The sequence below is a fragment of the Devosia sp. 67-54 genome (assembly GCF_001899075.1).
GTDB lineage: Bacteria > Pseudomonadota > Alphaproteobacteria > Rhizobiales > Devosiaceae > Devosia_A.
In genome coordinates this window covers 201,627-221,216 of sequence record NZ_MKVA01000008.1, presented here as the reverse complement: position 1 = coordinate 221,216, position 19,590 = coordinate 201,627, and the positions used below count along the sequence as shown (strand labels likewise).

Sequence of the window (19,590 nt, the reverse complement as noted above, 5' to 3'; positions counted from 1 at the left end):
AAACGAAGCTCCGGCGAGAACCAAGCTCTACGCCGCCGCCCGCGCGCCGGCGCTTTCGGGCGGGGCGATCGCCCGGCGGGCGAAGCGGTGGCTCGGCTGCTCGACATAAAGGTGCAGCAGCCAGGCCAGCGCGAACACGAAGACGCAGAGCAGCGCCGTGGCGGCGAGCCGTTCCATGCTGCCGGCGTGGTCGCGTTCCAGCGTGAAGCGCAGCCAGCTCAGCGCCATCACATGCAGCAGGTAGAGCGGGAACGAGATCAGCCCGAGCCACACCGCGAGCGGCTGCGCGAACAGCCGGTTGGCGGCGCCACGGTCGGCGGCGAGGCCATAGACCAACAGGCCGAAGCAGGGGGTCAGCAGGCTGTAGCCGAAGGGCGGCAGCAGCAGGCAAATGAGCAGCGCGACGAGCGCGGCGGTGGCGAGGCCGCCCTGCACGGCGCGCTCGCGCTCCGGCGCCAGCCGATGCAGGCGCGCCAGCACGATGCCGCCGGTGAAGGCGCCGGCCATGCGCGTGCCGGCGCCCCAGAAGATGTCGTCGTTGAACGGCTTGCCGTGCGTCACGGCGGCATAGGCGGTGGGGAAGGCGAGGCTGAGCGCGGCGAGGGCGACGAGCCAGCGCCGGTCGGTCAGCCGCGTCGCGGCCACGGCGATCGCCGGGAAGGCGACATAGCCGAGGATTTCGACGCTCAGCGACCATTCCGGCTGGTTCCAGTCGCCGTCGGTCGGCGACCACCAGCGCGTCGCCAGCGCCAGGGTACGAAAGAACGACGAGACGGTGAAATTGTGCGGGATGGAGCCCTGCGACCAATAGGCGGTGAAGCGTGGATCGAGCAGCGTCAGCAGCAGGATCAGCAGCAGCACCACCGTTGCCAGCGGATAGACGCGGAAGAAGCGCAGCCAGGCGAAGCGCCCCGCCGGCGCCCAGGCGAGGCGCGGAAAGTCGCGCTCATGCACCAGCATCAGGATGAAGCCCGACAGCACGAAGAACAAATCGACACCGGCCCAGCCGGTGCGCAGCACCGGCCAGCCCCTGATCGCGGCGAGCCCGAAGGCGTCGCCATATTGCTGCAGGTGGAACAGCAGCACCCAGAGCGCGGCCACGCCGCGAACACCTGTCAGGCTCGGCAGTTTCATCGTCACCACAGCTCCCGGAGACCGGAGGCAAACGTCTAGCGCGGCGAATGGTTCGGTGCGGCCGCAATCGCACGCGGCGCCTCGCCGCAGCACGAGACGTGATCGCCTCGCGCAGCCGCCATGCGCAACCGGAACGGGATTTTCGCCGTATTCTGCTGCAGGATGGTCATCGATCGGGTGGGGCCGGATTTGCGCGTTCACAATGCCGTCTTGGGTGCCGTCGTCGTGTCGCTGATGTCGATGCCGCTGGCGTCGGCCTGCGAGGGCCTGCGCGATGGTCCCAGGGGTACGGTCACCCGGATCGTCGACGGCGACACGCTGCTGCTCGACAATGGCCTCGTGGTCCGGCTGATCGGCATCCAGGCGCCGCATCTGGCGCTCGGCCGGCCCGGCCTCGAGGACTGGCCGAAGGCGGCCGAATCCAGCCAGGCCCTCAGCGAGCTGGCGCTCGGCAAACCGGTGCTGCTGCGCTATGGCGGCGAGGAGAAGGACCGCTACGGCCGGCTGCTGGCGCAGGTGTTCGTCGCCACGACGCCGGAGCTCTGGGTGCAGCAGCAGATGCTGGGCCGCGGCATGGCGCGGGTCTACTCCTTCCCCGACAACCGCGCCTGCCTGCCGGAGTTGTTCGCGGCGGAGGGGAAAGCGCGCCTCGCCGCCCTTGGCATCTGGGGCGATCCCTATTACAGGGTGCGCCGAGCCGGGCGGCCGGCGGATTTTTCGACGCTTTCGGGACATTACGAGCTGGTCGAGGGGCGCGTGCTCGAGGCCGGCAAGAGCGGTGGCCGCGTCTATCTGAATTTCGGCCGCCACTACAAAGAGGACTTCACCGCCGTGATCGAGGCGAAGGCATTGCGCCTGTTCAGCGACGAGGGGCTCGACCCGCTCAAGCTCGGCGGCGCGCTGGTGCGCGTGCGCGGCTGGATCGACCTCAAGGACGGGCCGCGCGTCGCCATCACGCACCCCGAGCAGATCGAGGTGCTGGCGGTTCCATGAGCGCGCGCACCGTGTCCCGCCTGCTGGTCCTGGCTGCCCTCGCGATCCTCGCCGGCTGCTCGAGCGTGCTCGGTCCGGGCGCCCCGGTGGCGCCGGGCACCGGCCCGCTGGCGCCGCTCGTCTCCGACACGGGCGATCCCGAGGACGACATCATCGGGGCACGCGAAAATCCCCGGATCGTCGCTTCCTATGGCGGCATCTACTCCGACCGGCCGGCCGAGATCATGCTGGCGCAGATCGTCAGCAAACTGCTGTCGGCGGCCGACCAGCCCAACACCAAATTCACCGTCACCATCCTCGACAGCCCCATCGTCAACGCCTTCGCGCTGCCCGGCGGCTACATCTACGTGACGCGCGGCATCCTGGCGCTGGCCAACGACCAGAGCGAGCTGGCGGCGGTGCTGGCGCACGAGATCTCGCACGTCATCCTCAAGCACGCGCAGGCGCGCACCAACCGCATCCGCACCACGGCGCTGGTCGACAAGGTGGTGAGCGGGGTGTTCGGCGGCGATCCCTCGACCGACCAGTCGGCCAACAAGGCGCAGCTGTCGCTCGCCGCCTTCAGCCAGGCGCAGGAGCTGGCGGCCGACAAGGAAGGCATCATGATCGCCGGCAAAGCGGGGTTCGATCCGCATGCGGCGGCGCGCTTCCTCGGCGCCATGGGCCGGTTCGCGCAATACACGTCCGGCGGTGCCGACCAGGGAGCCGACTTCCTGAGCTCGCATCCCTCGACGCCCGACCGCATCCAGAAGGCGACCGAGATCGCGCGCAGCTTCTTCGGCGCGCCGGGCATCGGCCAGCAGGGCCGCCCCGAATACATGGCGGCGATCGACGGCATGATCTATGGCGACAGCCCGCAGCAGGGGGCGATCGCCGGGCAGCGCTTCATCCAGCCCTCGCTCAAATTCACCTTCACGGTGCCCAAGGGCTACAATCTGCAGATCTCCAACGGCGCCGTGGTGGGCGTCGCCGGCGACGGCGAGGCGGTGCGCTTCGACAGCGCCCAGGTGCCCACCACCATGGCGCTCGCCGACTATCTGCGCTCGGGCTGGATTGCCGGGCTCGTTCCCAATTCGGTGCAGAACCGCTCCATCAACGGCTTCGACACCGCCTCGGGCATCGCCAAGACCGACCAGTGGAATTTCCGCGTCGAGGTGGTGCGCTACGGCAGCGCCGTGTACCGCTTCATCTTCGCCGCCCGCATCGACAGCGAGTTGTTCGCGCGCGGCGCCGAGCAGACGCTGCAGAGCTTCCGCGCCACCTCCACCGCCGACCTCCGCCAGATCCACACGCTCAACATCAAGACGGTGGTGGCCGGGCCGGTGGACAGCGCCGATTCCCTCGCCCGCCGCATGGGCGCGGTCAAGGACGCGACCAATCTGTTCTACATCCTCAACAACCTCTACCCGGGCGATCCGGTGACGCCGGGCGCGGCCTACAAGATCATCACGGTGAACTGAGGCGGGCTTTGGCGTCTCGACGATGGTGCCAGCACGATTGCCGCAGTCGAAGTGAGGCTGACTGCTATCCCGGTCACATAACAACGCTTGCCGTAGGCATCGCGGGGTAGCGCGGCTTCGGAGCGAAGCCGGATGAGGAGCCACAACCGCCGAAACAAAAGGCCGGCATCGCTGCCGGCCTTTGCATTTTCGTTTGAGCGAGCCGCCTATGCGGCGGCTTCCTCGGCGTCGGGCTCGGTGCGCGGGCCGCGGCGCGGGGCCTTCTGCAACTGCTTTTCGATCAGTTGCACGGCCTCGGTCAGGGTCAGCTTGTTGACCGCACCGATCTCGCGGCTCATCCGGTCCATCGCCTGCTCGAACAGCTGGCGCTCGGAGTAGGACTGCTCCGGCTGGTCGTCGGAGCGGTAGAGGTCGCGCACCACTTCCGAGATGGCGATGAGGTCGCCGGAATTGATCTTGGCTTCGTATTCCTGGGCACGGCGCGACCACATGGTGCGCTTCACCCGGGCGCGGCCGGTCACCGTCTCGAGCGCCTTCTTGACCACCGGCTCCTCGGACAGCTTGCGCATGCCGACCGATTTGATCTTGGCGGTCGGGACGCGCAGCGTCAGCTTGTCCTGCTCGAACGAGATCACGAACAGTTCGAGCTTCAGCCCCGCCACTTCCTGCTCGTCGATCGAGGTGATCATGCCCACGCCGTGAGACGGGTAGACGATATATTCTCCGGTCTTGAATCCGAGCCGCTGCACAGACTTCTTGGCTACCATGAGATACTCCTTTGACGCCGCCCGGACCGGTTCTTTGCGGAAGACCGTCCTTGTTACTTTTTGCAGCAAGCCCCTGCCGCCGTCCGGTCTCCGCTGGACCGTCCGGTTGATCTGGTGTTCGACAAGGTCAAAAAAAGAGTGCCGCGAGGCACAGGGCTGGTTGCTGCATCGATAGTTAGGACCGTAGCACATTTTTCCGGCAAAATCAAAATTGCCGAATCAGTGCGTTAATTTGGCGCGAGCCGGGGGCGTCCGATTGCTGGAACTGTCCAGAATATGGGCAGTCTCAGTCGCCTTCGCCAGGGGCTTCCGAAAAGTACTTCTCGAACTTGCCCTCGACGCCGTCGAACTCCTTGGCGTCGGCCGGCGGTTCCTTCTTTTCGGTGATGTTGGGCCAGGCGGAGGCGTATTTCGCGTTCACGTCCAGCCATTTGTCGAGGCCGGGCTCGGTATCGGGCTTGATCGCCTCGGCCGGGCATTCGGGCTCGCAGACGCCGCAATCGATACATTCGTCCGGATGGATGACGAGCATGTTCTCGCCTTCATAGAAGCAGTCGACGGGGCAAACCTCGACGCAGTCCATGTATTTGCACTTAATGCAGTTGTCCGTGACGATGTAGGTCATGTGCGGCAGGAAAGTCCTTGGCGCGCGGCGGGAGAGGCCGGCGGTCGCCAGCGGTGCTAACGCTTTTTAGAATGGCTCGCAAGTGAGCCAAAGAGCGCGGATTTCCCGCGATCAAGCCCCGGACGGAAGATCGTTTTCAGGCGAGGCCAAGCAGGATCGCCAGGGCACTGTCCACTGCGGCGATCTCGGCTGGCGCCAGCGTACCGATCGGGTCGCCGAGCTTGCGCACGAGGGCAACGTGAGGTTTGTCCACCATGACCTGTGAGCGTAGCCGCAGGCCATTGCCGGCGCTGGCGTCGACAATCGGTCGGATCGGCTGCTGGTTCTCATGCACGTCTGAGGTAATGGGACAGACAATCCGGGTGACGAGGTCTCGGTCGATATCCGCCTGGACAACCACCGCGGGGCGCGGCTTTCCATAGTCTCCGGAGAGCGCCACGAGGACGATCGAGCCGCGCCGGATCACGATTCGTCCGGAAGCCGATAGTCCGGGATGGGGCCAAGATCGAGATCAGCGGTTACCGCATCAATCCAGGCCATGATCTCTTCTTCCTGTTCGACATTGTTCGCGATCGCCTTGCAGGCGCGCTCGATTTCCCCCGCAACATTGGGATCCTTCAGATCCGGCACCCAGATCGTCCGGGGCACCAGTCCGGCGTCGCGCATGCGCTGCCGGTAGGCGGCCACGCGCTTGGCGGATGACGATCGCGGCTTGTTCTGCGGCGTGCTCATAGCGTTACATGTAACGCTTCAGCCGCCCGCGCTCAAGTCCGGCGACAGATCCTCGTACAGCGCCTGCGCTTCGGCCGGCGGGCCGCGGCGCTCCCCGGCGGCGCGGATCTTCCACACCAGCAGGCGCGACTGGATGGTCATGGTCAGCACGTCGCCCTCGCCCACCTGGCAGTCGGTGCGGGTCTCGCGGGCGGAATTCACCCGCACCGCCCCGGCCTCGATCAGCTTCTGCGCCAGCGTGCGCGATTTCACCGCGCGCGAAAAGAACAGCCATCTGTCGAGGCGCTGCTTGCCCAAGCGCTATTCGGGCTTGGGATTGCGCAGCGCCGCCAGCGCCGCCCAGGGCGAATCCGGATCGAGCGGCGCCTCGCGCTTGTCGCGCGGCCGGTGCTGCTTCCAGTCGTCGTCGCGGTCGGCGCGCTTGCCGGCAAATTTCTTGCCCTCGAACGGCTTCTTGTCGTCGCCGAAGCGCTTGGGGCGCTTGTCGAAGGCCGGCCGGTTCGGCGCGCCGGCCTTGTCGCCGCTCTCGGGACGCGGCGCGGCGCCGTCGCGGTTGAAGCGGCGCGGCGGCCGGGCGCCGTCGGCGCCCTCGGCGCCGTCGCGATGCGGACGCTTGCCGTGGCGCGGATTGTCGGGACGCCGGCCGCCCGGGAACCAGACCTCGTCGAATTCCGGCTCGGCCGGCTCGACCCCGGCGGCCACGACTGCGTCTTCGGAAGGTGCAGGCTCGGCAGGTGCCGGCTCGGCGGTTTCCGGCGGCGGTGGGGCGGCGCCGAGATCGGCGCTGGCGGTCTCGACATCTGCCGCCTCTGCCGGCGGCGTCGCCGGCGTTGCGGCGCCCTCGACCGTTTGGGCGGCCTCGCTGCTGGCCGACGACTCCGCCGACGCATCGAGCTGTGCTTCGGTCGCGACCGGCGGCGTCACCTCGGCCGGCGGCGCCGCGACCTTGGGGGTGCGGCGCACGCGATAGCCGAGCGAGGTCAGGATGGAGTTGAAGTCCTCGCCGGCGGTGCCCAGCAGCGACGTCATCTCCACCGTGACGCGGAAGCCGTTGCCCTCGGCGGCGCCGGCCGGCGCCTCGCCCTGATGCGTCCGCGCATCGAGCGCGATCAGCGGCCGGATGATGTCGGCCAGCCGCTCGAGGATGTCGACGCGCACGGCGCGCTTGCCGGCCACCTTGAAGCCGGCGACCTCATACAGCCTGGGCGAGATTTCCGGATCGATCTGGAACGATGTTCTGCCGGAGAGCACGATGTGCGGCAGCTCGCTCACGCCCGGCTGGCGCAGCCCGCCGTTCTTCAGTGCGAACAGGATCAGCGCCAGCTCGCGCGGCGCCGGCTTCAGCGCCAGCGGCACGTAGATGTGGTAGGCGCCGAACTTGACGCCGAGCTTGCGCAGTTTGGCGCGCACGTCCTGGTCGAGCGCCTTGACCTCGTCGGCCACCATCTGCCGCGGCAGGAGGCCGAGATTTTCGTACAGCCGATAGGCGAGGCCGCGGGCGCTGCCGTCGAGGTCGGCCGGCGCCTCGAGCTGCAGCACCGGCTCGAGCACGGTGTTGACGTGGTGGCGCAGCCAGAGCTGCAGCCGGTCCTGCACGCGTTCGAGATCGGGGCCGGTGAGGCTCTCGTCGGCGAGCACGATCAGCCGTGGCGCATAGAGGCCATCGCCCTCGGCGAGCGCGGCGACGACTTCGCCGCGCCAGCGCATCTGACCGTCGGTCGACAGCACGAACTCCTCGTTCGGCGCTCCGGCCAGCCGGTCGGCGCGCCGGGCGATCTCGGGCGCGATGACCTGCTGCGCCGCGCTCGCGAGGCCCTTGGCGTCGGTGTCGCCGTCGGAACGGGCGAGGGTAAACCTGAAGCCCTGGATAGAGCCGATAACGTGCCCTTCGAGACTGATCTCGCCGTGGTCGTTGATTTCGGGGGTAGCCATGGATCTGTCTCGCAAGTGACGCATCAACACACTGGTGCGCCGGTCCACAAAACGCTGCGTGAGCCGCTCGTGCAGCGCGTCACTCAGCCGGTCCTCGATGTCACGGGTCTTTTCGCGCCAATGCAGAGGGTCTTCAAGCCAGTTTTTCCGGTTGGCGACGTAGGTCCAGGTGCGGATCTGGCGGATCCGGTTGCTGAGCGTATCGATGTCGCCGGAGGCGTTGTCGCAGAAACGCACCTGCTCGGCAATCCAGTCGGTCGCCACTGCGCCGTACCGGCGCAAATCGGTATAAATGCGGGTGATGATCTCGCCATGCTGTGCCGGTGAAATGTCGCGGTAGTCGGGAAGCGCGCAGCACTGCCACAACAATTCGACATTTGCGCGGCCAATGGCGAGATCGCCGCCTTCGTTGCGGGCCACGAACTCCAGCGCCTGCTGGTCGGTGGCGATCGGCACGCGGGTCAGCGCCTTGTGGTCGGGCGTGACCTCGAGGCTTTTCCGCAGCGCCTCAAGCGAGGTGAAGTCGAGCACGCTGTTGCGCCATTGCACCTGTCGCACCGGCTCGAAATCGTGGCCCTCGAGCGCCACCACCAGGTCCTCCTCGAACGGCGCGGCGTTGCCGGTGACCCCGAAGGTGCCGTTGTGCATGTGCCGGCCGGCGCGCCCCGCGATCTGGCCGAACTCGGCCGGCGTCAGCGGCCGCGTCTGGTGGCCGTCGAATTTGCGGTCGTCGGCGAAGGCGACGTGGTGCACGTCGAGGTTGAGGCCCATGCCGATGGCGTCGGTGGCGACCAGGAAGTCGACGTCGCCGTTCTGGTACATCTCGACCTGGGCGTTGCGCGTCCGCGGACTGAGCGCGCCCATCACCACCGCGGCGCCGCCGCGCTCGCGCCGGATCAGTTCGGCGATGGCATAGACCTCGCGGGCCGAGAAGGCGACGATGGCCGAGCGCGCCGGCTGGCGCGAGATCTTCCTGCTGCCGGCATAGAGCAGCGTCGAAAAGCGCGGCCGGTAGACGATCTCGGCGTCGGGCAGCAGGGTGCGGATCAGCGGCGCCATGGTGGCGGCGCCGAGCAGCAGCGTCTCGTGCGCGCCGCGGGCGTTGAGCATCCGGTCGGTGAAGACGTGGCCGCGGTCGAAATCGGTCGCCACCTGGATCTCGTCGACGGCCAGGCACTCGACCGGCATGTCGAGCGGCATGGCCTCCACCGTCGCCACCCAGTAGCGGGCCTTCGGGGGGACGATGCGCTCCTCGCCGGTGACCAGCGCCACGATGTCCTTGCCGACGCGGTCGGCGACGCGGCCATAGACCTCGCGCGCGAGCAGGCGCAGCGGCAGCCCGATCATCCCCGTGCGGTGCGCCAGCATCCGCTCGATGGCGAAATAGGTCTTGCCCGTATTGGTGGGCCCAAGGATGGCCTTGAGGGAGGAGGCGTCGGTCATCGCCGGCCTATGTAGGGGAGGATGCGCCGCGGGCCTAGGGGGATCGGCATGGCAACGATACGCCCGTCGGCAAACAACGTTGCACGCCGCGTGTCTTCACGCGAAGGAACGGCCCCGTCGCTGCCTCACAGATTGAGCTCCGAATGCGAGCCGAGCCGGACGAGGATGAGCCGATCGTCCCCGATGAGCCGGTAGATCAATACCAGATCGGGCCTGACATGGCAGTCGCGGTAGTCCTTCCAGTCGCTGGAGAGGGGATGGTCCCGGTGGCGCGGCTCCAGCGGTTCGTCGCTGGCAAGTGCCGCGATGAGCCGGCGCAATTCCGTCTCGAGAATCTCCCGGTGCCGCCCCTTTGCTTCGCGCTTGAAATCCCGCTTGAAGGCGACCGTGCGTTCAATCGTCCGCATGGAGATCGTCGAACAGCGCATCCACCGTGTCGAAGCGCTTGGTGGCGCCGCGCTCGGTCTCCGCGAACGCTTCCAGCGTTTCGGCGTTGGGCTGGAACAGCGCGGCCGGAATCGCCTTGTCCTGCGCGATCCGCGTCATGAGGACCCGCACCACGTCGCTCACCGTCAGGCCCGAGGCCTGAATGACCTGATTGGCAACGTCCTGGATTTCCCCCGGTACCCGGGCCTGCACCATGCGACTTGCAGCCATATGGTCACCACCTTCAATCGTATTTCACTGCAATACAGTTAGGCCTCTTTTCTGGTATCGGCAAGGTCGCGTTCGTTAACAACTGAAACAAAATGAGAACGAACAGGGGGAGAATCGGCGGCGACTCGGAAATGCCGGTTTGTTCCCCGCTACATCTGGTGGGTAGAGCAGCGAGTCGCCCCAACTCCGGCAAAAGCGTGGCTCCGGGCGGTCGAAAACGCGGCAAGGCCGTTCACACTGCTTACGATTTTATTGATTTTCGCCAGCTTCGGCGCCGACTCGCGAAGAGGTAAACGAGAGGTAAAGGCGCCGGCGGCAAAGTTTTCGCGGCTCGTCACGATCGCTGCCCCGCCGCGCCGCGGCCTTGGCGCCGCCCGTTGGCAAAAAAGCCGTTGACCGTCCCAGAACGGCACGGGCGAAATCTTTACCCGCCGCTAACCATAATTGTGACGGCAGCGCCAGAATCTGCTCGCCGCCCGCATCGTGCGGGCCGCGCTGTCTCCGTTTCGGTCAGTCGGAGCGGGTCGGACCGGAACCGGACGCGTTGCCGCTTGCTTCTCCTTCGAGATTTGGAAGGAGCCACCATGGTCGATACCCCGCCGGCGCGCAAAATCATGCCCGATGCCACGCTCGGGGAGGCGGAGTTCAAGCGGCGCTTCGCGGCGCAGTTCATCGACCCGGCGTTCGACGTCCTCACGCGCGAGCTCGACGCCGTCGCGCAGGCGGCATGGGACGGCTACACGCATTCGCGCAAATCGCCACGCACCCGCAAGGCAGGGCCGGGCTACGCCGATCCCGACTACGACCTCGCCATCGACTGGCTCGAGGCGAAGGCCGCCATTGAGGCGGCGCAGCGCCAGCACGACGCACCGGGGCCGCGCCGCGTGCTGCTGATCAACGGCTCGTCGCGCAGCGAGCACACCTGTCCGGGCGAAAGCTCGAAGAGCTGGCGCCTCATCGACATGGCGCGCGTCGCGATCGAGCAGGCCGGCCTCGTCACCGAGGTGCTCGATCTCAGCCGGCTCGCGTCCGAATACGGGCGCAACATCCATCCGTGCAAGGCGTGCTTTTCCACCGCGGCGGCGCTCTGCCACTGGCCGTGCTCCTGCTATCCCAACTACTCGCTCGGGCAGACGCAGGACTGGATGAACGAGATCTACCCGATGTGGGTGCGGGCGCACGGCATCATGATCGTGTCGCCGGTCAACTGGTATGCGCCGACATCGCCGATCAAGCTGATGATGGATCGGCTGGTGTGCGCCGATGGCGGCAATCCGGACCCGACCAGCACGCACGGCAAGACGGTGTCCGAGGCCAAGGCGCTCGAGCTCGGCGGCTGGGACTATCCGCGCCATCTCGCCGGCCGGCTGTTCTCGGTGGTCGTACACGGCGACGTCGAAGGCGCCGAGAACGTGCGGCGCTCGCTCGGCGACTGGCTCGGCTTCATGCAGCTCGAAGCGGCGGGCAACAAGGCCGAGCTCGACCGCTATATCGGCTATTGGGAGCCCTATGCCACCTCGCACGAGGCGCTCGACCGCAACCTCGAGATCCAGGGCGAGGTCCGGCAGGCGGCCGCGACTTTGGCGGAGGCGCTCGTGGCGCAGCAGGCGGGCCGCTGGACCAGCGCGGGGGCGGCGCTCACGCCGCCGCGGCAGAAATGACGCCGCTCAGTTGAGGCTCGTCAGCACCATCGACAGATCGCCCATCGAGGTGGTGAGCAGCACCCGGTAGGGGACGAAGTAGCCGGTATCGCGCAGCGGCGCGAACCAGACCAGGATACGGTCGTCCTGGGCCAGCGCGTTGGTCAGTTCGCTGGTGGTGTAGTGGCCCGAGATCGGCTTGTACTTCACCTTGCACAGCACCACCGGCCCCTGGTAGCCGGTGCGCGGACTGGTCGCCACGTCGTCCTTGGCGTAGCTGAAATTGAGATCGAACCGCTCGATGCCGGTGAAGATCGGCGCGTGCCGGCTGCACAGCGAACGGTCGAGCCTGTCGCCCTTGAGCACGAACGAGGCGAGGAAGTCGTTGACGCCCAGCAACTGCCCGCGCTCGATCGGGATGCGGTTGATGTTGTTGACGATAGGCGGGGTGACGACGAAGGCGCTCACATTGGAATTGGCGTAGGTCACCTGCACGCGGAATTCGTCGCCGCCCGAATGGGTGGTGAGGTTGAAGGCGTTGGAGACGAGGCCGTCGCCGGTCACGGCGCCGTCCGACGACGCCCGGGCGGTGCCGGCGGCCACCAATTGCGCGAAGCCGCTCACCGTGGCGTTGAGGTCGAGATCGTAGGCGGCGCCGGTCACCGCGAACTTGAAATTGGCGGTGGCGATGATGTTGCCGCCCAGGTTCACGACATAGCTGGCGGTGGCCGCCGTGTCGGCCAGCACGCTACCAGCGAGAACCAGCGACAATGCCAGGGTGGCGGACAGCGTCTTGCAGAGGCGGGCAATGGCCAAGTCGGACCCTCGGGCTCGAACGGCCCCGGGAGGGGCGAATCGCGGCGAAGCCCCAAACTGCCTGCGCCGCCGCGGGGGCGCAAGGCGTTCACGCATGGCTTCTCTTGACGAAAATGGCTGGTTTCTCTATGGAAGCGCCTCGATCAAGGTAGACCTCAGGCCCGCCGCGGGAAAATCCCCGCCACCGGGCCGTTTTGACAGGATTTTCAAGATGGCACGCCGCTGCGAGCTGACCGGCAAGGGTGTGATGGTGGGCAACAATGTGAGCCACGCCCTCAACCGCACCAAGCGCCGCTTCCTTCCCAACCTGCTCAACGTGTCGCTGATTTCCGACGCGCTGGGGCGCACGGTCAAGCTGCGCATTTCGGCCAACGCGCTGCGCTCGGTCGAGCACCGCGGCGGGCTCGATGCGTTCCTGGTCAAGGCCGACGACGCCGACCTGTCGCCGAACGCGCTGGCGCTGAAAAAGGAAGTGCGGGCCGCTCTCGCCGCCTGAGCCGTTCTCGGCTAAGTTTCGACCGCGCCTGCCTCCCGGCCGGCGCGGTTCGCTTTTCCGGGCGCCGGTCTCATGCCGGACGGCCCGTTACAGAAAGGTGCGATATGTTCGCTCGCTTCGCCATGGCGGTCGCCGCCATGATCGCGGTCGTCACCGCGTCCAACATCCTGGTGCAGTTTCCGGTCCAGGCCGATCTCGGCTCGATCCATCTGGGCGACATCCTCACCTGGGGCGCCTTCACCTATCCCTTCGCCTTCCTCGTCTCCGACCTCACCAACCGCTATGACGGGCCGCGCCGGGCGCGCGCCGTGGTGCTGGTCGGGTTCGCGGTGGCGCTGTGCCTGTCGGCCTATCTGTCGACGCCGCGCATCGCCATCGCCTCGGCCACGGCGTTCCTCGTCGGGCAGTTGCTCGACATCGCCGTGTTCTCGCGGCTCAGGAACCGCTTCTGGCTGGTGCCGCCGCTCAGCGCCTCGCTGCTGGGATCGCTGATCGATACGGCGATCTTCTTTTCCATCGCCTTCGCGCCGGCCTTCGGCGTGGTGGATACCTGGTTCGGCATGGCCGACGGATCGCTCGGCATGGGCGCGCCGTGGCTCGGCGTGGGCGCCGAGGTGCCGCTGTGGCTGTCGCTCGCCAGCGGCGATTTCAGCGTGAAGTTCTTGGCCGCACTACTGTTGCTGATGCCTTACCGCCTGCTGATGAACGCGGTGATGCCGTTGCGGCCGGCTGCGGCGTAACGCTCGCGGCGGCCGCCTTGCGCGGCCGCCCGCCCTTGGCCCCATTGGCACGCGCTGCCGCTGCCTTCGCCGGCGATGTCGCCCGGCCGGCGAGCCGCGCCATATATTTGCGCGTTCCGAAAATGCCCGCGAGCAGACCGGGCACGGTGAAGTCAACGTCCAGCGCTTCCCAGTGCAATCCGAAGCCAGTACCCAACACCTCGATGTCGGCAAGCTGCTCGTCCGTTGCGTCCGCGAGCCCCTGCGCCAACCTGGCCGGAAATGCGAACGTGCTTCCATTCTTCAGGTCGATGACAACCCGACCCGACTTACGGTCGTAGTGGGCGGATTTGGCGCGCGGTTCCGTAAGCTCGGCAATTCGCCCGCGCTCGATGGCGGCATCATATTCAGCCTTCGACAACTCAACCATGAATCTGCCTCCATCTCTCCATCAGCATTTCCTGGTGGTCCGTGACAGCCTGTAAGGCCTTCTTGAGGCTGCTCGCTTTCATGCCTGTGGCCTCTAGCACCTCGGGCTTTCCTCCAACTTCCGCGAGCCTGATCTTTGCCTGACCATCGCCAATCACGTGAACGTGCGGAGGCGGATGATCATCGGTAAAGATGACAATCCGCAGGCCGTGCGCACGCAGGATGACGATCATGGGCCATCCATAACCCAACGCGTTGGGTTTTTCAATCCGGCAGGCTGAACTCCAGCAGCAGGCTGCGTTCCCAGTCGTTGAAATTGTTGTCCGAGACCAGGGTGATGCGAGTGTCGCCGGACGGGGTGCGGTGCACGGCGAGGCCCTCCATGTTGTCGATGTCGCCGCCGGTCAACTCGAACAGCACCTCGCCCTTGAGCTCGGCGCCGGGGCGCACTTCGGTGGCGGGAACGCGCACCAGCCGCATGGCGAAGTTGATCAGCACCACGCCGCGTTCGAGCACCAGCAGATCGCCATTGGGCAGGAAGGCGCAGTCGGTGGGCGCCGTGGCGCTGCCGGACCGGTAGCTCAGCGGCCCCTTGTCGTTGCGGCCGAGCAGCCAGGCGGCGTGCAGGCCGTCGCCGACGATGACGCCTTCGGTCAGCAGCAGGGTCGAGCCCGCGACCGGCGAGGCGGGCGGCGCCACGCACACCGCCTCGAGCGATTCATTGGTGCGCGTCCTGGTCAGCCAGTCGGGGATGGCGACCTCCGTGGCCGGCCCCGTGGGCACGCCATTGTCGATGCGGAAATCGGCGACGCGGGTGAGATTTTCGAAGCCGACGCGGACCACCGGCGCCTTGCCCGGCCGCTCGATCACGGTCAGCGCCTCGGCGTCGCGGGCGAAGGCGCGTGGCAGGTCGGCGCCCTTGGAATTCTGGATCGGGTTGATGGCGACGCCGATCAGCGACAGCGGCGCGCCGTTGTCGTCGTAGAGCAACTGCCCGGAGACGAAATTGCCGCGGTCCGAGACCATCACCAGCCGGCCCTCGGTGCCGACGAAGCCGACGCCGGAGAGGCCGCCGAAGGTGTCGGCGACGCTGTTGAGCTCGAGGCCGCCACGGAAGATCAGGCCCTGCGTGCGTTCGCCCAGGCCGACGCCGGCGAAGCGCGACAATTGCACGGCATTGACGGTCACGTCCTCGGCGAGGGCAGGGGACGCAAGGAGCAGGGCGGCCAGGGCCGCCGCCCAGCGCCTCATGCGTAGCGGGTCCTGCGGAACTCCGACGGCGGCTCTTCGTCGAACAGCGCCGCGAGCTCGTCGGTCAGGGCCCCCGCCAGCTCCTCGGCATCGAGCAGCGTCACGGCGCGGCGATAGTAGCGGGTCACGTCGTGGCCGATGCCCACCGCCACCAGCTGGATCGGCGTTCTGGTCTCGATGTCTTCGATCACCTGCCGCAAATGCGCCTCGAGGTAGTTGCCGGCGTTGACGCTCTGCGTCGAATCGTCGACCGGCGCGCCGTCGGAGATGACCATCAGGATGCGGCGGTTTTCGGGCCGCGCCATCAGGCGCTTCCTCGCCCAGTCGAGCGCCTCGCCGTCGATGTTCTCCTTCAGCAGGCCCTCGCGCATCATCAGCCCGAGATTGCGCCGGGCGTGCCGCCACGGCTCGTCGGCGCCCTTGTAGATGATGTGGCGGATGTCGTTGACGCGGCCGGGATTGGCGGGCCGGCCCGCCTCGAGCCAGGCCTCGCGGCTCTTGCCGCCCTTCCAGGCGCGGGTGGTGAAGCCCAGGATCTCGACCTTGACGCCGCAGCGCTCGAGCGTACGCGCGAGGATATCGCCGCAGATCGCCGCAATGGTGATCGGGCGGCCGCGCATCGAGCCGGAATTGTCGATCAGCAGCGTCACCACGGTGTCGCGGAAATCGGTGTCGCGCTCGTGCTTGAAGCTCAGCGCGCCGAGCGGGTCGGTGACCACGCGGGTGAGGCGCGCGGTATCGAGCAGGCCCTCTTCGAGGTCGAACTCCCAGCTCCGGCTCTGCTGCGCCATCAGGCGGCGCTGCAGCTTGTTGGCGAGCCGCGCCACGGCGCCGGCGAGGTTTTCGAGCTGCTTGTCGAGCAGGGCGCGGAGCTGATCGAGCTCCTCGGGCGGACAGAGCTCGGCCGCCTTGACGATCTCGTCGAATTTCTGGGTGAAGATCTTGTAGTTGAACTGGTTGGAGAATTCCTTGGCGTTGGCGCCGGGGGGCGGCAAGGGAGCTTCGTCGCCCGCCTCGCCGGGCTGGTCGTCGTCGGTCTCGGTGAAGTCCTGGTCGGTGCCTTCGGTTTCGCCGGTCTCGTCGCTGTCGCCGGGCGCCTGATCCTCTTCGGCCTCGGCGTCCTCGCTCTCGCCCTCGCCCTGCTCGGGCGTCTTGTCGTCGTCCTGGCCGCGCTCGGGGTCCTGGTCGTCGCCCCTGTCGTCGTCGCTGTCGCCATCGGCGTCGTCGAGCTCGCCCTCCGGAACGAGGTTCAGGTCGCGCAGCACGTGCCGCGCGGCGCGCGCGAACAGTTCCTGGTTCTCGTATTGCTGCAGCAGCGAGGTCAGCGACAGGCCGGCCTTCTGCTCGATCTCCTTCTTCCACAATTCGACCAGCGCATTGCCCGAGGGCGGAATCGTCACCCCGGCGAGCTTTTCGCGCAGGATCAGGCCCAGCGCTTCGGCCAGCGGCGCATCGTCCTTGTTGGCGACCTCGGCGAGGTTGGCGCGGAACAGCCGGTCGTCCAGCATCTCGTGGATGTTGCCAACCATGCCCGGCATGCGGATGCAGCCCAGCGCCTCGACCCGCGCCTGCTCGAGCGCATCGAAGGCGGCGCGCGCCTCGGGCTCGGCCGGCGAGCGGCGACGGTGCACGTCGGGGTCGTGGCTGGCGAGCCGCATGGCCATGGCGTCGCCCTGGCCGCGGGCGATGGCGACGTCGCGGCGCGTCGGCAGGCGCGGCAGGTTGGCGAGCCGCGCCTTGTCGGAGGTCAGTAGCGGCCGGTCGGCCGAAAAGCTCACCTCGAGCTCGGGCTTTGCCGCGACGGCGCGCACCGCCGCGCCCATGGCGCTCTTGAACGCCTGGGTGGTGTCGGGCTTGTTCGCCTTGCTGCGCGGAGCTTGTGCCATCAGTGCGAGCGTCCCTCGGGCCTGTGCACCGCCACGATGAGGAACATCGGCCGGGTGAGTTCGGTCGCCGCCCAATCGGGATTGGCTGCGAGCTGCGCCTCGCTCGGCCGCCACTCGTTTATCGCGCGGCAGGTGAAGCCGGCGCCGGCGAGGGTGTTGAGCATGGTGGCGAGAGTGCGGTGGTACTTCACCACGCCGTCGACGATCCAGTCGGTGCGGCGCGGACCCTCGACGCTGTAGTCGGCGATGGCGAAGGCGTCGCGGCCATCGCTCGCCGGCACCCATTCCGGAACGGCGCGCGCCGCATAGATCGGATGCTCGACCGAGAACACGAGATCGCCGCCCGGCACCAGCGCGGTATGGATCATCGTCGTGATGCGGGTGAAGTCGGCGAGGTAGTGCAGGGTCAGCGCGCTGACCACGAGGTCGGCGCTCTGCGGCTCGAGCACCAGCGTGTCGAGGTCGGCGCGGCGGTAGTCGATGGCGGCATCGGCGCTGGCGGCGCGGGCGGCAGCCAGCATCTTTTCCGACAGATCGTAGGCCAGCACGCGTTGCGCGCCTTCGGCCGCGAGCCAGCGGCTCAGATGGCCGAAGCCGCAGCCGAGCTCGACGACGCGCTTACCGGCGATGGGCGGCAGCAGGGCGCGAAACGACTCCCACTCCGCCGTGCCGTCGAGGCCGAGGCGCGAGCGCGGGAAGTCGCTGTAGCCGGCAAAGAACGCCGGATCGTCGTAGATGTTCTGCGCCATTGCTGCCAGTGCCCGATCAGGCGGTGACCGCCAAATTCGCGGCGCTCTCCGGCAGGTCCTCGCCGAACACGCGCTGGTAGAACTCGGCCACCACCGGGCGCTCGAGCTCGTCGCATTTGTTGAGGAAGGTCAGCCGGAAGGCGAAGCCGAGGTCGCCGAAGATTTGCGCGTTCTCGGCCCAGGTGATCACCGTGCGCGGGCTCATCACCGTGCTGAGGTCGCCGTTGATGAAGGCCTGCCGGGTGAGGTCGGCGAGGCGCACCATGTTGGCCACGGTCTTGCGCCCCTTCTCGTTCTGGTACGACTTGGCCTTGGCGAGCACGATGCCCGCTTCCTTGTCGTGCGGCAGATAGTTGAGCGTGGTGACGATCGACCAGCGGTCCATCTGGCCCTGGTTGATCTGCTGCGTGCCGTGATAAAGGCCCGACGTGTCGCCCAGCCCGATGGTGTTGGTGGTGGCGAACAGGCGGAAGGCCGGGTGCGGGGTGATGACGCGGTTCTGGTCGAGCAGCGTCAGCCGGCCCGAGGATTCGAGCACGCGCTGGATCACGAACATCACGTCGGGGCGGCCGGCGTCGTATTCGTCGAACACCAGCGCGATGTTGTTCTGCACCGCCCAGGGCAGGATGCCGTCGCGGAACTCGGTCACCTGCTTGCCGTCCTTGAGCACGATCGCGTCCTTGCCGACGAGGTCGATGCGGCTCACATGCGCGTCGAGGTTGACGCGGACCAGCGGCCAGTTGAGGCGCGCCGCGACCTGCTCGATATGCGTCGACTTGCCGGTGCCGTGGTAGCCCTGCACCATCACGCGGCGGTTGAAGGCGAAGCCGGCCAGGATGGCGAGCGTGGTGTTGCGGTCGAACAGATAGTCCGGATCGGTCGGCGGGGTATGCGGATCGGTCTCGGCATAGCCCATGACCTTCATGTCGGTGTCGATGCCGAAGGTCTCGCGGACAGAAAATTCCTTGTTCGGCAGGTTCGTATAATCGGCCATTTCCTGGGACTCTTGAGGAGTTTCGAGGCGGCAGGGCGCGCCCGAGGGGGTGCGGGCTCTATAGCAGCATCGTTTATGGGTGGGTAGGGGCCGTTTCGCCCCCGCTTTCGCCCCCCGGATATAGGCGCCGGAGCCCGCGAATCCAAGGCTTTTGCCCCGTATTGGGCGGATCGGCGCCTAGCGCCGTGTCGCCAGCCAGATGGTGTGCCGCGCGCCGCGGCCGCCATGCCGGGCCCGCACCCGCACCGCTTCGGCGGCGAAGCCGGCCTTGCTCAGCCGGCGGGTGAAGCGTTCGTCCGGATGCGCCGACCATGTCGCGAGCACGCCGCCCGGCGTCAGCGCGGCTTTCGCGCGGGCGAGGCCGGGCAGCGTATAGAGCCCGTCATTGCCGTCGCGGCTCAGCCCTTCGGGGCCGTTGTCGACGTCGAGCAGGATGGCGTCATAGGCCGCCCTGGCGCGGCCGATCACCGCGGCCACGTCGGTCACCTCGATGTCGACGCGTGGATCGTCGAGGCAGCCGGCGAACAGCGGCGCCAGCGGGCCGCGCGCCCAGGCGACGATCTCGGGCACCAGCTCGACCACGCCGATGCGCACGTCGGCGGGCATCGCCGCCAGCGCGGCGCGCAGGGTGAAGCCCATGCCGAGGCCGCCGATCAGCACGCGAGCGTTGCGGCGCGACCCGATGCGGCCCCAGCTCAGCGTCGCGAGGTCTTCCTCCGAGCCGGACATGCGGCTGTTCATCAGCGGGTTGGTGCCGGCGAAGATGCAGAACTCGCTGCCGCGCTGCGTCAGCCTGAGGCGCGCGCCGTCGCCGGGAACCGTCGCTGTGCCCAGTTCCACCCATGGCAGCATGGCGCGTCCCTGGTC

At 67.6% G+C, this 19,590-nt stretch carries 21 protein-coding genes and 1 pseudogene; 5 read left to right on the top strand and 17 right to left on the bottom strand.

The window, feature by feature from the left end; translation table 11 throughout:
• Positions 1-27 precede the first annotated feature (27 nt).
• Entirely contained in the window at positions 28-1,134 is a 1,107-nt protein-coding gene (locus BGO82_RS14315) for an acyltransferase (RefSeq protein ID WP_291306282.1), read from the bottom strand.
• A 210-nt stretch (positions 1,135-1,344) separates the two neighbouring features.
• On the opposite strand from BGO82_RS14315, the gene BGO82_RS14310 reads away from it, so the two are divergent.
• Positions 1,345-2,127 (top strand): thermonuclease family protein, encoded by a 783-nt coding sequence (locus BGO82_RS14310; RefSeq protein ID WP_291306281.1) that lies wholly within the window; start codon positions 1,345-1,347, stop codon positions 2,125-2,127.
• Entirely contained in the window at positions 2,124-3,587 is a 1,464-nt protein-coding gene (locus BGO82_RS14305) for a M48 family metalloprotease (RefSeq protein WP_291306280.1), read from the top strand. Before BGO82_RS14310 ends, BGO82_RS14305 begins: the two co-directional genes overlap by 4 nt.
• A gap of 206 nt (positions 3,588-3,793) precedes the next feature.
• Here BGO82_RS14305 and BGO82_RS14300 read toward each other — a convergent pair whose 3' ends face one another.
• The 8 genes from BGO82_RS14300 to BGO82_RS14265 form a co-directional block, all read right to left on the bottom strand.
• Positions 3,794-4,354: a CarD family transcriptional regulator gene (locus BGO82_RS14300; protein ID WP_291306279.1), complete on the bottom strand. Its 561-nt coding sequence runs from the start codon at positions 4,352-4,354 to the stop codon at positions 3,794-3,796.
• A 286-nt stretch (positions 4,355-4,640) separates the two neighbouring features.
• Entirely contained in the window at positions 4,641-4,979 is a 339-nt protein-coding gene (gene fdxA / locus BGO82_RS14295; RefSeq protein ID WP_291306278.1) for a ferredoxin FdxA, read from the bottom strand.
• Positions 4,980-5,115: 136 nt separating this feature from the next.
• Positions 5,116-5,445 (bottom strand): type II toxin-antitoxin system PemK/MazF family toxin, encoded by a 330-nt coding sequence (locus BGO82_RS14290; protein ID WP_291306277.1) that lies wholly within the window; start codon positions 5,443-5,445, stop codon positions 5,116-5,118.
• Positions 5,442-5,711: an antitoxin MazE family protein gene (locus BGO82_RS14285; protein ID WP_291306276.1), complete on the bottom strand. Its 270-nt coding sequence runs from the start codon at positions 5,709-5,711 to the stop codon at positions 5,442-5,444. The genes BGO82_RS14290 and BGO82_RS14285 overlap by 4 nt, the downstream gene beginning before the upstream one ends.
• Before the next feature lie 18 nt (positions 5,712-5,729).
• Positions 5,730-6,008, bottom strand: coding sequence for an RNA-binding S4 domain-containing protein (locus tag BGO82_RS14280; protein ID WP_291306275.1), 279 nt, complete (start codon positions 6,006-6,008; stop codon positions 5,730-5,732).
• A 3-nt stretch (positions 6,009-6,011) separates the two neighbouring features.
• Complete coding sequence (locus BGO82_RS14275; protein WP_291306274.1) at positions 6,012-9,086, bottom strand: helicase-related protein; 3,075 nt, start codon at positions 9,084-9,086, stop codon at positions 6,012-6,014.
• 125 nt (positions 9,087-9,211) lie between these two features.
• The gene (locus BGO82_RS14270; RefSeq protein WP_291306487.1) at positions 9,212-9,493 is read right to left on the bottom strand and encodes a type II toxin-antitoxin system YafQ family toxin; all 282 of its coding nucleotides are present in this window, start codon (positions 9,491-9,493) and stop codon (positions 9,212-9,214) included.
• Positions 9,480-9,743 carry a type II toxin-antitoxin system RelB/DinJ family antitoxin gene (locus BGO82_RS14265; RefSeq protein ID WP_291306273.1) on the bottom strand — a complete coding sequence of 88 codons (264 nt, stop codon included), beginning with the start codon at positions 9,741-9,743 and terminating at the stop codon, positions 9,480-9,482. The genes BGO82_RS14270 and BGO82_RS14265 overlap by 14 nt, the downstream gene beginning before the upstream one ends.
• A 584-nt stretch (positions 9,744-10,327) precedes the next feature.
• On the opposite strand from BGO82_RS14265, the gene BGO82_RS14260 reads away from it, so the two are divergent.
• Positions 10,328-11,404: a flavodoxin family protein gene (locus BGO82_RS14260; protein ID WP_291306272.1), complete on the top strand. Its 1,077-nt coding sequence runs from the start codon at positions 10,328-10,330 to the stop codon at positions 11,402-11,404.
• A 6-nt stretch (positions 11,405-11,410) separates the two neighbouring features.
• Here BGO82_RS14260 and BGO82_RS14255 read toward each other — a convergent pair whose 3' ends face one another.
• Entirely contained in the window at positions 11,411-12,199 is a 789-nt protein-coding gene (locus BGO82_RS14255; RefSeq protein ID WP_291306271.1) for a DUF3108 domain-containing protein, read from the bottom strand.
• Between the two features lie 211 nt (positions 12,200-12,410).
• Here BGO82_RS14255 and rpmB point away from each other — a divergent pair, with 211 nt between their 5' ends.
• Both rpmB and BGO82_RS14245 read left to right on the top strand, forming a co-directional pair.
• Positions 12,411-12,695 (top strand): 50S ribosomal protein L28, encoded by a 285-nt coding sequence (rpmB, locus tag BGO82_RS14250; protein ID WP_291306270.1) that lies wholly within the window; start codon positions 12,411-12,413, stop codon positions 12,693-12,695.
• A 104-nt stretch (positions 12,696-12,799) separates the two neighbouring features.
• A complete protein-coding gene (locus BGO82_RS14245; RefSeq protein ID WP_291306269.1) occupies positions 12,800-13,435 on the top strand; it encodes a queuosine precursor transporter in 636 nt (211 codons plus the stop codon).
• A 10-nt stretch (positions 13,436-13,445) separates the two neighbouring features.
• Here the strand turns inward: BGO82_RS14245 and BGO82_RS14240 are convergent.
• The 7 genes and pseudogenes from BGO82_RS14240 to BGO82_RS14210 all read right to left on the bottom strand — a co-directional run.
• A pseudogene (locus BGO82_RS14240) lies at positions 13,446-13,844 on the bottom strand (DUF2442 domain-containing protein); the annotation flags it as partial.
• Entirely contained in the window at positions 13,837-14,076 is a 240-nt protein-coding gene (locus BGO82_RS14235; RefSeq protein WP_291306268.1) for a DUF4160 domain-containing protein, read from the bottom strand. The pseudogene BGO82_RS14240 and the gene BGO82_RS14235, both read right to left, overlap by 8 nt.
• Before the next feature lie 31 nt (positions 14,077-14,107).
• Positions 14,108-15,094, bottom strand: coding sequence for an esterase-like activity of phytase family protein (locus BGO82_RS14230; protein WP_291306267.1), 987 nt, complete (start codon positions 15,092-15,094; stop codon positions 14,108-14,110).
• Positions 15,091-16,980, bottom strand: coding sequence for a cobaltochelatase subunit CobT (cobT, locus tag BGO82_RS14225; protein WP_291306266.1), 1,890 nt, complete (start codon positions 16,978-16,980; stop codon positions 15,091-15,093). Before cobT ends, BGO82_RS14230 begins: the two co-directional genes overlap by 4 nt.
• A complete protein-coding gene (locus BGO82_RS14220; protein ID WP_291306265.1) occupies positions 16,980-17,729 on the bottom strand; it encodes a class I SAM-dependent methyltransferase in 750 nt (249 codons plus the stop codon). Before BGO82_RS14220 ends, cobT begins: the two co-directional genes overlap by 1 nt.
• A 16-nt stretch (positions 17,730-17,745) precedes the next feature.
• Entirely contained in the window at positions 17,746-18,723 is a 978-nt protein-coding gene (gene cobS / locus BGO82_RS14215) for a cobaltochelatase subunit CobS (protein WP_291306264.1), read from the bottom strand.
• 177 nt (positions 18,724-18,900) lie between these two features.
• Positions 18,901-19,575 (bottom strand): hypothetical protein, encoded by a 675-nt coding sequence (locus BGO82_RS14210; RefSeq protein ID WP_291306263.1) that lies wholly within the window; start codon positions 19,573-19,575, stop codon positions 18,901-18,903.
• Positions 19,576-19,590 lie beyond the last annotated feature (15 nt).